This is a genomic window from Aquiluna borgnonia (assembly GCF_013283855.1).
GTDB classification, from domain to species: domain Bacteria; phylum Actinomycetota; class Actinomycetes; order Actinomycetales; family Microbacteriaceae; genus Aquiluna; species Aquiluna borgnonia.
The window spans coordinates 1,022,097-1,035,629 of sequence record NZ_CP054056.1; the positions used below are offsets into that span (position 1 = coordinate 1,022,097).

At 53.7% G+C, this 13,533-nt stretch carries 21 protein-coding genes and 1 tRNA gene; 8 read left to right on the forward strand and 14 right to left on the reverse strand.

From position 1 onward, the window contains the following. The first annotated feature begins 24 nt into the window (after window positions 1-24). Entirely contained in the window at window positions 25-1,245 is a 1,221-nt protein-coding gene (gene metZ, locus HRU87_RS05250; protein WP_173493877.1) for an O-succinylhomoserine sulfhydrylase, read from the forward strand. Here the strand turns inward: metZ and HRU87_RS05255 are convergent. Genes HRU87_RS05255 through HRU87_RS05270 form a run of 4 tightly spaced genes read right to left on the reverse strand, consistent with a single transcriptional unit; the run spans window position 1,234 to window position 4,798 of the window. After that, window positions 1,234-2,376, reverse strand: a complete 1,143-nt coding sequence (locus tag HRU87_RS05255; RefSeq protein ID WP_173493878.1) for a MalY/PatB family protein — start codon at window positions 2,374-2,376, stop codon at window positions 1,234-1,236. The genes metZ and HRU87_RS05255 overlap by 12 nt on opposite strands. A gap of 7 nt (window positions 2,377-2,383) precedes the next feature. Then, the gene (locus tag HRU87_RS05260; protein ID WP_246247219.1) at window positions 2,384-3,220 is read right to left on the reverse strand and encodes a VOC family protein; all 837 of its coding nucleotides are present in this window, start codon (window positions 3,218-3,220) and stop codon (window positions 2,384-2,386) included. A 31-nt stretch (window positions 3,221-3,251) separates the two neighbouring features. Further along, window positions 3,252-3,848 (reverse strand): LysE/ArgO family amino acid transporter, encoded by a 597-nt coding sequence (locus tag HRU87_RS05265; RefSeq protein ID WP_173493879.1) that lies wholly within the window; start codon window positions 3,846-3,848, stop codon window positions 3,252-3,254. Further along, a complete protein-coding gene (locus HRU87_RS05270; RefSeq protein ID WP_173493880.1) occupies window positions 3,845-4,798 on the reverse strand; it encodes a beta-carotene 15,15'-dioxygenase, Brp/Blh family in 954 nt (317 codons plus the stop codon). The genes HRU87_RS05265 and HRU87_RS05270 overlap by 4 nt, the downstream gene beginning before the upstream one ends. 27 nt (window positions 4,799-4,825) lie before the next feature. Between HRU87_RS05270 and HRU87_RS05275 the strand changes: the two genes are divergently transcribed. The 3 genes from HRU87_RS05275 to bcp are packed head-to-tail and all read left to right on the forward strand — an operon-like array spanning window position 4,826 to window position 5,966. After that, window positions 4,826-5,179: a lycopene cyclase domain-containing protein gene (locus tag HRU87_RS05275; protein ID WP_213086378.1), complete on the forward strand. Its 354-nt coding sequence runs from the start codon at window positions 4,826-4,828 to the stop codon at window positions 5,177-5,179. Next, the gene (locus tag HRU87_RS05280) at window positions 5,176-5,502 is read left to right on the forward strand and encodes a lycopene cyclase domain-containing protein (RefSeq protein ID WP_173493881.1); all 327 of its coding nucleotides are present in this window, start codon (window positions 5,176-5,178) and stop codon (window positions 5,500-5,502) included. The genes HRU87_RS05275 and HRU87_RS05280 overlap by 4 nt, the downstream gene beginning before the upstream one ends. Next, complete coding sequence (gene bcp, locus HRU87_RS05285) at window positions 5,499-5,966, forward strand: thioredoxin-dependent thiol peroxidase (RefSeq protein WP_173493882.1); 468 nt, start codon at window positions 5,499-5,501, stop codon at window positions 5,964-5,966. The genes HRU87_RS05280 and bcp overlap by 4 nt, the downstream gene beginning before the upstream one ends. On the opposite strand, the gene HRU87_RS05290 is transcribed toward bcp, so the two are convergent. Genes HRU87_RS05290 through HRU87_RS05315 form a run of 6 tightly spaced genes read right to left on the reverse strand, consistent with a single transcriptional unit; the run spans window position 5,963 to window position 10,271 of the window. Continuing rightward, window positions 5,963-6,571 carry a LysE family translocator gene (locus tag HRU87_RS05290; protein WP_173493883.1) on the reverse strand — a complete coding sequence of 203 codons (609 nt, stop codon included), beginning with the start codon at window positions 6,569-6,571 and terminating at the stop codon, window positions 5,963-5,965. The genes bcp and HRU87_RS05290 overlap by 4 nt on opposite strands. Then, complete coding sequence (locus HRU87_RS05295; protein ID WP_173493884.1) at window positions 6,571-7,491, reverse strand: D-isomer specific 2-hydroxyacid dehydrogenase family protein; 921 nt, start codon at window positions 7,489-7,491, stop codon at window positions 6,571-6,573. The genes HRU87_RS05290 and HRU87_RS05295 overlap by 1 nt, the downstream gene beginning before the upstream one ends. Further along, a complete protein-coding gene (locus HRU87_RS05300) occupies window positions 7,488-7,991 on the reverse strand; it encodes an isochorismatase family protein (RefSeq protein WP_173493885.1) in 504 nt (167 codons plus the stop codon). Before HRU87_RS05300 ends, HRU87_RS05295 begins: the two co-directional genes overlap by 4 nt. Before the next feature lie 58 nt (window positions 7,992-8,049). After that, window positions 8,050-9,234: an FAD-binding domain-containing protein gene (locus tag HRU87_RS05305; protein WP_173493886.1), complete on the reverse strand. Its 1,185-nt coding sequence runs from the start codon at window positions 9,232-9,234 to the stop codon at window positions 8,050-8,052. A 36-nt stretch (window positions 9,235-9,270) separates the two neighbouring features. Further along, window positions 9,271-9,687, reverse strand: a complete 417-nt coding sequence (locus tag HRU87_RS05310) for an SRA domain-containing endonuclease (protein WP_173493887.1) — start codon at window positions 9,685-9,687, stop codon at window positions 9,271-9,273. Continuing rightward, window positions 9,687-10,271 (reverse strand): cytochrome b5 domain-containing protein, encoded by a 585-nt coding sequence (locus tag HRU87_RS05315; RefSeq protein ID WP_213086379.1) that lies wholly within the window; start codon window positions 10,269-10,271, stop codon window positions 9,687-9,689. The genes HRU87_RS05310 and HRU87_RS05315 overlap by 1 nt, the downstream gene beginning before the upstream one ends. Before the next feature lie 113 nt (window positions 10,272-10,384). Here HRU87_RS05315 and HRU87_RS05320 point away from each other — a divergent pair, with 113 nt between their 5' ends. Beyond that, entirely contained in the window at window positions 10,385-10,654 is a 270-nt protein-coding gene (locus tag HRU87_RS05320; protein WP_246247221.1) for a DUF1905 domain-containing protein, read from the forward strand. On the opposite strand, the gene HRU87_RS05325 is transcribed toward HRU87_RS05320, so the two are convergent. Further along, a complete protein-coding gene (locus tag HRU87_RS05325) occupies window positions 10,638-10,916 on the reverse strand; it encodes a DUF2087 domain-containing protein (protein ID WP_173493889.1) in 279 nt (92 codons plus the stop codon). The two genes, HRU87_RS05320 and HRU87_RS05325, sit on opposite strands and share 17 nt — an antisense overlap. A 42-nt stretch (window positions 10,917-10,958) precedes the next feature. Continuing rightward, a tRNA-Lys gene (locus HRU87_RS05330) sits at window positions 10,959-11,034 on the reverse strand. 181 nt (window positions 11,035-11,215) lie between these two features. On the opposite strand from HRU87_RS05330, the gene HRU87_RS05335 reads away from it, so the two are divergent. Continuing rightward, the gene (locus HRU87_RS05335; protein WP_173493890.1) at window positions 11,216-11,377 is read left to right on the forward strand and encodes a hypothetical protein; all 162 of its coding nucleotides are present in this window, start codon (window positions 11,216-11,218) and stop codon (window positions 11,375-11,377) included. A gap of 42 nt (window positions 11,378-11,419) precedes the next feature. After that, window positions 11,420-11,950, forward strand: coding sequence for a peroxiredoxin (locus tag HRU87_RS05340; protein ID WP_173493891.1), 531 nt, complete (start codon window positions 11,420-11,422; stop codon window positions 11,948-11,950). On the opposite strand, the gene HRU87_RS05345 is transcribed toward HRU87_RS05340, so the two are convergent. Then, window positions 11,947-12,330, reverse strand: coding sequence for a hypothetical protein (locus HRU87_RS05345; protein ID WP_173493892.1), 384 nt, complete (start codon window positions 12,328-12,330; stop codon window positions 11,947-11,949). The two genes, HRU87_RS05340 and HRU87_RS05345, sit on opposite strands and share 4 nt — an antisense overlap. Before the next feature lie 117 nt (window positions 12,331-12,447). Here HRU87_RS05345 and HRU87_RS05350 point away from each other — a divergent pair, with 117 nt between their 5' ends. Then, window positions 12,448-12,696 (forward strand): WhiB family transcriptional regulator, encoded by a 249-nt coding sequence (locus HRU87_RS05350; RefSeq protein ID WP_173493893.1) that lies wholly within the window; start codon window positions 12,448-12,450, stop codon window positions 12,694-12,696. Here HRU87_RS05350 and HRU87_RS05355 read toward each other — a convergent pair. Next, window positions 12,658-13,524 carry an aldose epimerase family protein gene (locus tag HRU87_RS05355; RefSeq protein WP_173493894.1) on the reverse strand — a complete coding sequence of 289 codons (867 nt, stop codon included), beginning with the start codon at window positions 13,522-13,524 and terminating at the stop codon, window positions 12,658-12,660. The two genes, HRU87_RS05350 and HRU87_RS05355, sit on opposite strands and share 39 nt — an antisense overlap. Between the last annotated feature and the right edge of the window lie 9 nt (window positions 13,525-13,533).

A 13,533-nucleotide genomic window follows, 5' to 3' on the forward strand; every position in this document is an offset into this window, starting at 1 on the left:
GCCGAGCGAGTATCTTTTTGGGTTATGACTAAGCGCGAGAAACCCTGGGGGCACAATGAACCCATCCACAAGGCAACCACTCGCGCTCTGCACCCAGACACTATCGCCATTCGAGGTGCGCTGAACCGCTCCGGTTTTGGCGAAACTTCAGAGGCGCTTTACCTAACTTCGGGCTTTACCTATGACTCGGCCCAGCAGGCCGAGCAAGCCTTCATGGAGAATGAGGAGCACTACCTCTACTCGCGTTTTGCCAACCCCACAGTTGCCATGTTTGAGGAGCGCCTGGCTTTGATTGAAGGAGCTGAGGCAGCCCTAGCGACCGGCAGTGGAATGTCCGCCATGTTTGCTTCAGTCGCTGCGCTGGTATCTCAGGGTGACCGAGTTGTTGCATCACCAGCCATGTTCTCCTCCTGCTACGTGGTGCTAACCGAGATTCTCCCGAAGTGGGGGGTACTCGTGGACGTGGTTGCTGAAAACACCGAGGAGCAGTGGCGCGCTGCGCTCAAAACCCCCGCCAAGGCTGTTTTTATCGAGACTCCCAGTAATCCACTAATGGAAATCGTGGACATTGCGTTGGTTGCCGAGCTCACCCATGCGGCCGGCGGCATTTTGATAGTCGATAACGTAATGGCCTCCCCAGTGCTACAGCGTCCGTTGGATCTCGGGGCTGACGTGGTGATGTATTCGGCGACCAAACACATGGATGGGCAGGGCAGAGTGCTCGGCGGAGCCGTGCTGGGCAGCAGACACTACATCGACAATGTCCTCAAGCCATTTACTCGCCACACCGGACCTTCCCTCTCACCATTCAATGCCTGGGTGCTGACTAAGTCCTTAGAGACCATGAGCATGCGGGTCAACAGGATGGCAGATTCCGCACTTGAAATAGCAACCGCACTAGAAGCCCTGCCGGAAATCAGCAAGGTGGTTTATCCATTCTTGGATTCGCATCCCGACAGTTCTCTGGCCAGAAGGCAAATGATCAAAGGTGGCACCACCCTCGCCCTTGAGTTGAAGGGTGGGAAGAGCCAGGTCTTTGACTTTATGAATCGCCTTGAGGTGATTGATATCTCCAACAACCTGGGAGACTCAAGATCGCTCATAACGCACCCAGCGTCTTCCACACACCGCAGACTTGACGCAGCTACTCAGGCGAAAATGGGAATCACCGAATCTACGCTTCGGCTTTCGGTTGGCCTAGAGGATCCCAAGGACCTGATAACCGATCTGAAGCTAGCCCTCTAGCACCCTTGCCATTCGCTGCACGGCCTCGAGAATTCGAGCCTGTGAGCTTGCGATGTTGAACCTAACGAATTCGCCATAGGAATTATCCGGCGCATGATCGCTACCTGGGACCAGGGCAACTTTCCCCTCCGATAGCAGCAGGGCCTGAGGGTTTGCGGTTCGGTAACCAGACAGGTCGACCCAAACCAGGTATGTGGACTCCATGCTGAACAGCCTGGCCTTCGGTAGTTGGGTCTGAACCAGGTGGCGGAAAAATGTCAGGTTCTCCTGAATCTGCAGGTTGGTCCGATCCAGCCAGTCACCCGAATCACTAAAAGCACTCGCCATTGCAAAAGCGCCGATCAAAGAAGTTCGCCAGTGCATGGCGTCGGGCAGCGCCCTCAAGCGCTGGCGCATTTGCTCGTGCTGGGTAATTAGAAAGGCAGCCTTCAAGCCCGCAACGTTCCAAGCTTTTGAACTGGAAGTGATGGTGACACCAGTTTTGTGGGCGGCCTCACCAAGGGCAAGGTAGGGAGTGAATGGAACCCAGCTCAGTGGGGCGTGAATCTCGTCGGACACCACGGTAACGGAGTACTCCTGAGCCAGCTCGGACAACTCGGTTAGCTCCTTTGCGGTGTGGACTCTACCCACCGGGTTTTGCGGAGAGCACAGCATGTGAACTTTTACACCGGAGCGGTAGGCCTTTTCAATACCGACCAGATCTAGCACCCAGTCATCGCCGACCAGCTTGAGCGGTGCATCCAGGACTTCAGCCCCAACCTCTTCAATCCAGTGGTAAAAGCTGGAGTAAACCGGAGAGTTCACTAAAACCTGATCCCCGGGCTTAGTCAAAACCCGAAGAATTTCCACTGCCGCGACACCCACATCGGTTGCTAGCTTCAACTGAGACTTGTCAATCTGCCAACCCCAGCGATCGCTGGCAAAACTTGCAAAGGCCTCTGCAACTTCCGGCACCGGACCGGTGTAACCGAGATCCGAACGATTGGTCATCTCGGTGATTTTTTCCCGAATTGGCTGAGCGACCTCAAAGTCCATCTCAGCCACGTGCATTGGGAGCACATCCTCTGGGAAGCGACGCCACTTAGAGCTGGATCGGTTGGCAAAATTGCCAAAGCTGTCAGGATCAAACATGGGTTGATTATGCCTGAACAATAACTCGATTACCCCACGGGTCGTTCAACTTAAGCCCGGCGCCATCATCCTGAAAAGACCATGAGTGAAATTTGGCACGGTCCTTCAAGGCTATAAGCGCCTCTTCGTTGCCAAGTTTCAAAGTCAGGTCACCAAGCCCCAGAACCTGCTGACGCACACCCGCTCCCCTAGAGCGCCAGATATTCATCGCCATGTGGTGGTGATACCCACCCGCGGAGACAAATAGGGCGGTGTTGGCCCAATTCACAGTGGTCTCAAACCCCAGGACGCCGACGTAAAAATTGTTGGCCTGCGCTATGTCTCCGACGCTCAGGTGAACGTGCCCGACAGAGCTGGCAGAACTTGCCTCCATGCTCAGATTCTCGGCAAGGAACCTGTTCGGATCCAGAGGAAGTGTTGCCATTTGCAATTGGCCGGATTCATAAACCCACTCTGAACGAGGTAAATCAAAATAAAGCTCGACACCATTTTGCTCAGGGTCGTTGAAATAAAAAGCTTCGGAAACCAGATGGTTAGCACTTCCAGTGAAGGCCCTAGGAAAGTTATTCGCCACATTAGAGACCGCCAGAGCCAAGTCGGCGCGCGTGGCAAATAAAAGCGCCGTGTGGAACAGGCCGGCCTCGCCAGAGGAGGCATGCTTCAAACTGGGTTGGTGCTCCAGGACAATAGATGCCTGAGGGCCATGACCTAGTACGTAGCCGCCTGGCAAACTCTCTAAAACCTCGAGGCCCACACCCCTGGTGTAGAAATCTAGGGTGGCCTCAACATTCGCGACCCTTAGAGAGACCGCACCCATTGAAAGAGTGCTTGGCAGAATATTCACAAACTAAGTCTAGTACCCCTAGACAAAGTATCTAGAGGCCAAATAGCAGAGTCCCCGCAATTGCAAACATGACTAGGGCGATGAACCCGTCAAGGATCTTCCAGAATCGGGGGCTCGAAACAAATCTAGAAAGCAGCTGAGCCCCAAAACCAAGCGAGAAGAACCAAACAAAACTTCCAGCGGAGGCACCGAGGGCGAATAGCCACTGCTCGGGAGTGAACTGGTTTCCAATTGAACCCAAGAGAATGACGGTGTCAAGGTAAACGTGAGGATTGAGCCAGGTCAGTGCGGCCATCGTGCCAAGAGTCTTGAGCAGGCTGGCGCTTTCCCCACCTGCCTCCAGACTCTGATCTGTTCCGATTCTCCTGAGGGCCGAGATACCGAACCAAATCAAGTAGGCAGATCCGGCGTATCTGAAAATTTCCAGCAGAATTGGGAGCTGCTCAATAACTGCCCCAAGGCCCGCCACGCCTGCAACGATCAGCAGTGCATCGGAAATTGCACAAAACAGCACCACCGCCAACACGTGTTGCTTTTTTAGCCCCAACCTCAGCACGAAGGCGTTCTGGGCTCCAATCGCGATAATCAGAGAGAGTCCCGTGAAAAATCCAGTTAGGGCGGCAATCATGGCTTGCTCACTAACGCCCTGAAGTCAAGCCTGGCGGTTAGGGCCATGTGGGGAATTGTGAGCGCCCAGATAACCACGAGCAGCAACCAAAGCGCAGCGGTCCCCAAATCAAATCCAGTCATCACTCCCAAAACCACGGTGAACACTAAAACCAGCGCAAGAGCTGGCAATCCCGCGTTGAACGCTTTCCAAAAGGCCCCGCTTGAATTACCAGCTGCGGACTGCTGCCTGGATGACTCAAATTCCAAAGCCAGGCGGCCGGTGTGCCGAAGGGCATGCCAACCACCAAAGTAAAGCGCAAAGGCCACCAGGGGCGGGGCAATCAGGCTTAGGGCCAGTAAGAGCCCCAGGTCAATAACCTCCGGCCAACTGCGCCGAAGCGCCATGACCAACATGGCTACCAGGTTCAGCGCAATAACCCCTACCAGCAGCGAAGTTTCCAAACCTCCGGCCCACGGGATCAAAACTGGATTGACCGCAGCCAGGGCCTCAGTTGAACCTTGAACCAGCAGGGGAATGAAGACCGGAGTGAAGCCCATTGCAACCGCGTAAAGCGCGCGGTTGCGAAGTTCAGCATTCCGACGGCTGGCAATCTCGGAGCCAAACGAAGCATCCCCAAGGCCAAAGTGAATCGCACTCACCAGAACAATTAGCTGGAAACCCAAAAGATTGTTCTGCAGCAGGAACCAAATTCCCAATCCCGTTACCGCGAGGTAACCGGCGATAAATCCTGCCATGCGCCAGAGCTGCATTTTTGGGACCGACACCAGGTGATCGACTGCACCGTGGGGAATCCCAATCGAGAGTGCTAACAGCGCCATAACAATTTGCCATTCCAGCTGTCCCGGGAAGAAAACGGCGAGCGGAATTGAAATAAAAGTGCCACCCAAAATGATGTATCTGGAGATGGTTCGAAGTTGAACCAACAGTCTCAATTCGACTTGCTGCACGTTTTGAGTCTAGCGTCAGGAGTAGGCATGTTCGGCCAGTGGTCTTACCTAGCAATGATTGTCTTTGTAGCCGTCGGCTCGGGCTGGCTAGAGTGGGCATTCAAGCTCCGGGTACTGCGCAAACCCACCAGGGCAATCCTCACAATCCTCACGGTCTCTCCATGGTTTTTAATCTGGGATGCCTACGCGATTGCTCAGGGACATTGGTTCTTCGACCGAAACCTCATCACCGGAATCTACGGCCCCATGGACATTCCGCTCGAGGAGTACCTGTTCTTTATTGTGGTGCCGCTAGCGGCGATTCTCACCCTGGAGGGATCCACCGCGGCACTGAAGCTTCTGAAGAACTTTCACCTGACCCGAGAGCGAGTTTTGAAGTGACCTACACTGCCCTCGCCATCGCTTCCGTCATCACCACACTGGTAATCGAACTGGTTTTCCTGAGAACCGGATTGTTCCGAATGCCAAGGTTCTACCTGAGCTACCTGATCGTTATCGGATTCCAGCTGCTAACGAACGGATATCTCACCGGCACGGGAATCGTGGGCTATTCCCCCGAGGCAATTCTGGGTTTCAGAATTGCAAACGCTCCGGTAGAGGACCTGCTGTTTGGTTTCAGCCTTGTTGTGCTAACCATGGCGGTTTGGACCAAGCTCTCCAGTCTCGAAACTCAAAACTCCCCCGCTACGACGAAAGGTAAATGATCATGGCCCTAGAGGTTTCTCAGCCTGCTCCCCAGTTCACCCTAAAAAACCAGGACGGCAAAGACGTGTCGCTTGCCGAGCACGCTGGCTCAAAAGTGATCGTTTACTTCTACCCAGCCGCCAGCACCCCGGGCTGCACCACCCAGGCATGTGACTTCAGAGACAACATCAACTCATTGAAGTCAGCCGGATACACCGTGTTGGGAATATCCCCAGATGCGCCCGCCAAGCTATTGAAGTTCAAAGAGAAAGAACAGCTGAACTTTGATCTCCTGAGTGATCCAGACAATGCGGTTCAGCAGGCCTACGGCGCCTATGGCGAGAAGAGCATGTACGGAAAGACCTACCTCGGCACCATTCGTTCAACTTTTGCCGTTGACGAATCCGGGAAACTCACCCACGCGCTCTACAACGTCAAGGCCAAGGGTCACATCGACATGCTGCGAAAGCAGCTGGGTATCTAGCGAAGCGGCAGCAATACGCCGATTGCCATAAACACCGAGCCGAAGACTCGGTTGAAATTCTTGCCGGCTTTTTTCAGAACCGGTTGAATACGATCGGCTAACCCCGCCACCACTAGCTCGTACCAAAACTCAACGAAAACAAAGGTCGCGGCCATGACCGCGAACTGAGTCAGGAGCGAAACCTCGGGGTCAATAAACTGAGGCAGAAATGCCACAAAGAATAAAATCCCCTTCGGGTTTGTAACGGCCGAGAGTAGTCCCTGAGAAAAGCGCTTCAGATTCGTGGAGCCCGAGTCAGCATTCCCCTCGGAGACCCCGATAGGGCTAGAGCGCCAAACCTGAATCCCGAGCCAAACCAGGTAGGCGCCACCGACCCACTTCAAAACTGTCAGCAGCTCTAAGGAAGCTTGCAAAAGGGTACCAATGCCAAACATGCTCATGGCAATAACTATGGCGAAACCGAGCAGGCCTCCCAAAATGGTCGAGATCGTGCTGCGCACCCCATAGAGAGCTCCGTGAGTTAGAGCCAATAAACCATTTGGTCCCGGGGTCAGCGAAAGCCCGACCGCTGCCAGGGCGTAGACCAGCCAGTTGGAAAATTCCATTAGTAACCCAGGGTCGGATCAACTTGACCCACCAGAGGATCTCCAGAGAGCCACGCTGAAACATTTTCTCTCAGGCGCGTTGCAAAAAGCCTGGTGACCATGGGTTTGGTGTCAGCGGTGTGAGGAGTGATGATGAGGTTTTCCTGACGCCACATCGGATGGCCCTCGGGCAGTGGCTCGGGGTAGGTGACGTCTGTGGCCGCACCCGCTAGCTTTCCCACCTCAAGGGCCTCAACCAAAGCCTCCTGATCAACCACCTCACCGCGTGCCACATTCACCAGGTAGGCATCGGGGTTCAAAAGACTGAACCGCCTTGAATCAAATAGAAATCTGGTCTCATCTGTCAAAGCGCAGGCTAGGACAACAAATTGAGCTTTTGGGAGAAGCTCATCAAGCCTGTTGAAACCGTGGATTACAACATTCGAGTTCCCCGAGAAATCTTGATCGGGCCGCTTACGAATGATGGTCACCTTCGATCTGTAAGGCACAAGTAGATCGACCAGCTGCTGGGCAATTCCGCCTCCACCAACAATCAAAACCTCAGCGTCAAAGAGCGAAACCGCAAACTTTTTGCCCCAGCTCTTAGCCCGAATTCGCTCTGGGATTGCTCGGCCAAGAGCCATGCAGAGCATTAGGGCGTGCTCAGCCACCGGCTCAGAGTAGGAGCGCTTGGCGGAGGTGAACCTAACTGGTAGCTGAAGGATTTCTTCAAAGGCGTCGACGCCTGCGAAAGGCAATTGAACCCACTCCAACTGAGGGTTCTCCTGGATAGCTCTTGTTAGACCATCAGGATCTGAGTAGTCGGTCCAGACCAAGGCCCTCACCTCACCCGTCAATGGGGCAACCGTCCCACCGGCAGATTCAATGGCATCAACGTAAGCCGGAAATTGTTTTGGTTCTAGGCTGACGAGATTATTCAACCCAAGGCCTCCAGTTCAATTTGAACGCGGTCTGAAATGAGTTTTGCCGGAGTTGGATCTTCGCTCCCGGGAAAACCTCCATCGTAGGTGGCGTGCATGTCACGCTTTACAAGAATTTTGAAGCCGCTCGCCACGGCCCCGCGAGCGCTCGAAACAAGACATAGGTCGGACTGGACACCAACCAGTTCGATTTCAGTAACGCCAAGTTCCAGTAGTTTCCCAGCCAGGTCCGGGTTAGATTCGAAGACGTTTTGCGTGGATTTACGAACTACCAATTCATTTGATTTGGCATGCAGGACAAGTTCCCACCAGGGTTCACCTGGAGCATCCATTTCATCGGCCGGACCATCGTTCTGAACGTGGATTACCAATTCACTCTCGAGCCTTGCCTGGTTTAGGCGCTCGCCAATTCTTCGAAGCAGGTCGTTTGCCTCGGGCAGTGCCCAGCGGCCCCAAAACATGCTTGCCTGCACGTCCACAATCATCAAGGCCTTGGTCATCTTCGTCCTTACTCTCAGGCTCAAGTATTTCGCAATTCAGGGCCCTGCGGGAGAAAAGCTAGGCCTCTATCCCGCGCCTCCAAGCACTGAAAGAACCGATGGATTTAGCGTGCGGGGCTTTTAGCCAGGGGAAAGGGTAAAGCGCAGCGGGTTGGGAAAATTTCTTGAAACTGGGAACCGGCACGTAGGTGAGAGCCACTCGGTGCTGACTTGCAAACTCGTAAGTGTCACCTAGGTAAACGCGAACCTCGCGACGCTGCGCCAAATCCTCGAGAGTTTCAAGGTAGAAAAAGATTCGCTTGGCACTGAGTTGGAGCTTTGCGAGCGCCGGGCGGTTGAAGACAAATGCCACCGGTAGGTCAGGATTTGCCGCCAGGGCCGGATCGGCATCCCCCATGGAATCAACCGTTAGCAGCACCATTTCCGGCTGCTGGCTGATAACGGGTTTGGTCGGTCCCGTGGTAGCCGGGAGGTTATCGTCAAATCTCAACTGGCCCCAAGGCTCCAGCTCAATGAGCTGCTTTTCCTCGGGGAACTCCTGAATGGGGCAGTTCTGATTCAGTGGACACCTAGCGCAAAGTCCCGGAGCACGTTTTTCAACTTGCCAGCGGGCGAAGCCGTATGGCTTTCCCGCCGATCCCACCGTCCACTGCCACCCGAGAAGATTGGCGGCCCGAGAGCCGTCAATAAGCTCTCGATACATTCGCTCTTGGCCTAAGACCCAGCCTCGGCCGTTGCGGACGGTCCAGTGCGAGGCTAGCCACATTCTGGTTTGGTTCACCAGCCAGCCATCGGACTCAAGCTCTGACACCACGGTGTCAATACACATAAGCTCTGTGTTCCAGCCATCGCCGGGCTGGTTCCAAACCTGATCAAACTTTAGGTTTTGAAAAAACTCTTCGCCGATTCTGGCGTAGAGGTGACGGGCATACTCCTGCCAAAGCAGTTCGTCGCGAAATTTCTCTCGGTCGTCATACTTGGCTCCGCCCACGGCATCCCAAACCTGCTTGAGGCCCAACAGGTTGTGGCGAATGTAGGGGGAAAGCACGCTCGCTCCGCGAGCGCTTTTGGGAAGAACCTGGGATCTTTTGGCTGCGTAACCAGAAATGTTGAGCTGCTCTAGGGCGCGATTGGCTGCAGATTGACCGCCCCTGATGTAACTTCGGGGACCCCCAGAGTGCAGGCCGATAAATTCCTCCCGCACCAACTCTTCAAGACCACGGGACAGGTTCAGCTCTAGCACTCTGGAGTCAACTGAGAGCGAGAATCAGCCATTCCCCTAAAGCAAACTGAAATCAGCGTTTAGAGCTTGAAGGTGAAATACGATAACCTCACGCTCCTCTCCCCTTTGATCTGGAGCTTGGCAAAGCTCAAACGGCGGATCAGCTAAAGCAACCTCACCGACATAAATCCAACTCTTCGCATCGACTCGAGCAAACAACCTGAGATCCCCGGAAAGCATCGCCTTGTTTCCTCGGACAAACTGCTGGTTTGAGCTTCGTCCCTCTCCGGTGTAGCGGTAGATGCCAGAGACCACTTCGTCGTGGATGTCATAGCCAAAGGGCGCTCCCGATGCTGGGTCCGAGAAAACCAAAACCATGCCAGATTTGGTGGGGCAAATACCCGCCCTGGGATTTCCACCGAAACGCTGGTGTAGTTCTGAGCGAAGGTAGACCTCGCCAACCCTCAAATCCACTAGCCCAATGGTCCAAGCAGGAAGCTCTTCAAAACACTGCTCGGGGAGCCTGAACGTCCGTGCTGCCCGTAAAACTGAGAGGTGGCATCGGTTCCGCAGAGCGAAGAAATTGCACCTGAACCACCCGGGTGCTGCGATATCCAGTTGGTTAGGTCATACACATTTTTATCCACCACGGCCCAGCAGCTCGATGCTGAATTGTTGGATTTCACCTGCTCCATTGTGAAACCGGCTGCAGCCGTTGCTGAGGGCGATGGGGTTGCCGTTGGAGTTTGACCTGGGGTCTTCGACTCACTCGCCGTTGGAGAAGGCTTGGCCGAGGCCTTGGCATCGGTGACTGTGGCCGAAGGTTTTGGTGCGGCGCTCGGAGCTTCCTCAGACTCCTCTAGTTCAGCTTCCGAAGGTTCTGATTCTTCCGGCTCTGCCGCTAGTTCCCCTGTTGCATCGGCATCTTCGGCCTCCTGAGTTTGGCTTTGGGTGGGCTCGGCCACTTGAGATGAGGTAGCCGACACAGGTTCGATTGGTTGGGTCGGCGAGGCGCACCCAGCGAGCAATCCGATCATCACCAAAGCTATAAATCTCATTGAAATTAGAACCAGGTCTTGAGGCAGTTGCTTCCAAGCAATCGTTGATCTTGGTTGCCGGCAGGTGAAATTTCGATTGGAACTAGAAATACTTAGCTGTGCTGATTTTTGAAGTGTCCGGAGTAGTAGTTGAGTGGCGCGGTCCAGCGCCTTTTTACTTCCTGCCCACCGATGAAAAAACCTCGCAGGAAATCTCTGAAGTCAGATCTGAACTCAGCTATGGCTGGGGCGTGATTCCGGCGCGGGTCACCATTGGCTCCGTAACGGTCACAACATCTCTTATTCCCAGAGCCGGATCTTTTTACATCCCGCTCAAAAATGACATACGCATCCCAAACAAAATCTCAGCGGGTGATGAGGTAAACCTCACTCTGGAGCTTTAGCAACGCGCCGATAGGAATGGCCGTAACGGTCCCTGGACATCAGGTCGAGGTCAATCAATGTTCTGCGGATAAAGGCAAAATCCAAAACGTAGTCGGCCAGGAGATCATTGACCTCAGGCTCAGCGTATGAACGATCGGACTCAAAAACGTTTACCAGCAGGCGGGCCAACTCAAGTCGCTTGGAGAGCTTTGCAGGCAGGCGCTCAATCACACCTTCGGAATTTTGAAACGCCCTAAAGGCACTTAGGTCTGGTGGGTTCAATGTCTACCGCCCGTCCAAAATGGACTTCCTGCGAGAAAAAAATGGTGCGCCCCCTGGGACTTGAACCCAGAACCCACTGATTAAGAGTCAGTTGCTCTGCCGATTGAGCTAGAGGCGCAACAGCCGAAAAGAATACCACCTTGCGAAGGACTCTGGCTAGTGAATCTTGCCGAAACCTTTGGCTCACTGACGTTTTATCTGGATTTCTTGCGCCCTTAGCGCTGAATACATCAGGTATTCAGCTTCAAATCCAAGTCTTTGGCTACCGAGCCCAGACTCGGGACAACCCGGAGGAAAAAATGGAAAACACACAGATCGAACTTACCGAGTCCCAGATGCTCGCCGACATCCACAACATGCTCAGCGACATCCACGAGGCCATGTTTGCGGAAGATGACGAGCTAGCCGAAGAGGAGTCTGAAGAGGAGTCTGAGGACGAGGACGACGCCGACAGCAACTAGTCTCCGCGGCGACATCCCGCGGTAACGCTATTGGCGAACTAGATGAAAAATTCAGCCGCCGAAACCCTAGTCTTGGGACTACTGGATAGGTGGTGGAATTTGGACGGCGAAGAGCACCGTTTGAGCCCTGGGGATAAAGCCCCCGCTTTTTCGCTTGCCGATCAAAACAACCAGGTTTTTGACTCATCTTTTCTCGAGGGAAAAAAGACCGTCCTTTACTTCTACCCCGCAGCTGGTTCCCCAGGCTGCTCAAAAGAAGCCGCGGACTTTCAAGAGCGAATCGAAGATTTCATCAGGCTCGGCTATCAGGTAATCGGCGTCTCACCAGACAGCGTCGAGAAAATCAAAGATTTTGAGGATAGCCAGCAGCTGACTTTCACCCTACTGAGTGATCCAGAGTTTGAGGCCCACAAAGCCTACGGAGCATTTGGGCTGAAGACCCTGTACGGTCGCACCTACCGCGGAGTGCTGCGCTCAACCGTAATCGTGAATCCCGACCTGACCGTGAAGAACGCGTTTTACAGCGTCAAGGCAACCGGACACATCAGCATGCTGCTGAAGGAAATTTCCTAGGCCCTGCCAAATTCTGAGCGGACCGGCTTGGAAAAAAGAAAGTAAAAACTCAAACCGGCAGGCAACAGCAGTATCGCCCCGATCAGCGCATTCCCAAACTCACCGGCAAAACTCGCGACTCCAATTGAGGCAACCAAAAGCTGCAAAATCATGGCTGGGGTGTGGGCCCATGGCTTACGACCAAAGAGCCCGATGACTATGTTTGAACTCCACAATCCAGCTGCGAGCAACATGCCAATCAGAAAAAGCGCAGAGACCAAAGACTGAGGTTCCGCTGTTAGCAGAAGGAAGCCGCTCCAAATCGCCAAACCCCACAAACTCAAGGATTGCAGGGCAATCACCGCTGCGCTGGCAGTGAGTCTTGGGTTGCTGGTGAACATTTTGGGTCTTGATTTCTCTTGGCTGCTGTGAAACCATTTTCGGGTTGCACAAATGACTTTACCTGCTGAATAAGCAGGTCTCCTGTTCAAACTTAGGAATAACAGAACACTATGGATATGACTTGGCTAAACCAGGCCCGCTGCCTCAATGAAGACCCTGAGCTTTTCTTCCCTGTAGGAAACACCGGCCCAGCTCTTGAGCAAATTGAGCAGGCGAAGTCAATTTGCCGTCAGTGCAACGTAGCGGCCAACTGCCTCGAATACGCCATCAAGGAAAATCAGGACACCGGTGTTTGGGGTGGTCTGTCCGAGGACGAGCGCCGCTCGCTAAAGCGTCGCTACGCCAGAGCTCGCCGAGCTAGCTAGTTCAACTTCAAAACTGAATTTCTTTTTCTCCCCCGGCGCCAAAATTGCAGGGTCGACATCTGTATTGAACTGGTTTGCCTGAATCGATTGCGGCTCGATGGCAACGCAGGTTCCCCCAGACTTCAAAATCGAATTTGAGGGCCGGTAAACCATTAGGTTTTCAAGGTTTTCCAGAGCACGAATCGTAACCTCAGAATCAGCCTGGATTATGGTCGCGACCGGCTTCACCCCTTCAAACCCATCGTCAAGTTTTAGACCCTGGGTCAACTCGACTTGAAAACCGCTGACCTCTTCACTCGAAACCGGAATCATTTTCTCGTTGGTAAGAAGGTGGCGTTCAACCTCAAGGTTCAGCCTCGCGGGTTCGCGAGTCACAAAATAAGGGTGAAAACCAATTCCAAAGGGTGCCGGGGAAACTGAAGTATTGGTTGCAGTTGCACTAACCAACAGGCTCTGCCCTTGAAGTTTGTATTGGACCTCAAGTAGCACCGCATATGGGTAACCCGGGTCCGCTCCGAACTGATAGCTCAGCCTTAACTCATCGTCAGAGATGCTGACGAGATCAAAATCTCTCTCCAGAACTAGACCGTGAATGGCATTACCCATTTCGTCCACTTCGAGCTGGTGAACCTTGCCCTGGAATTCAAAGGAACCGCCAGCAATTCGATTTGGCCAGGGGGCCAAGACTGAGCCGTAAATGAACTGAGCGGGGTTGTCGGCGGAGGTGCTGGAGATTACCTCCTGACCATTCAGGACCAACTCAACGAGACTGGCGCCCTGAGCCAAAACTTTTGCGGATGAGAACGATTTTGTATCTTTTTGTCGCAAAATGTACGA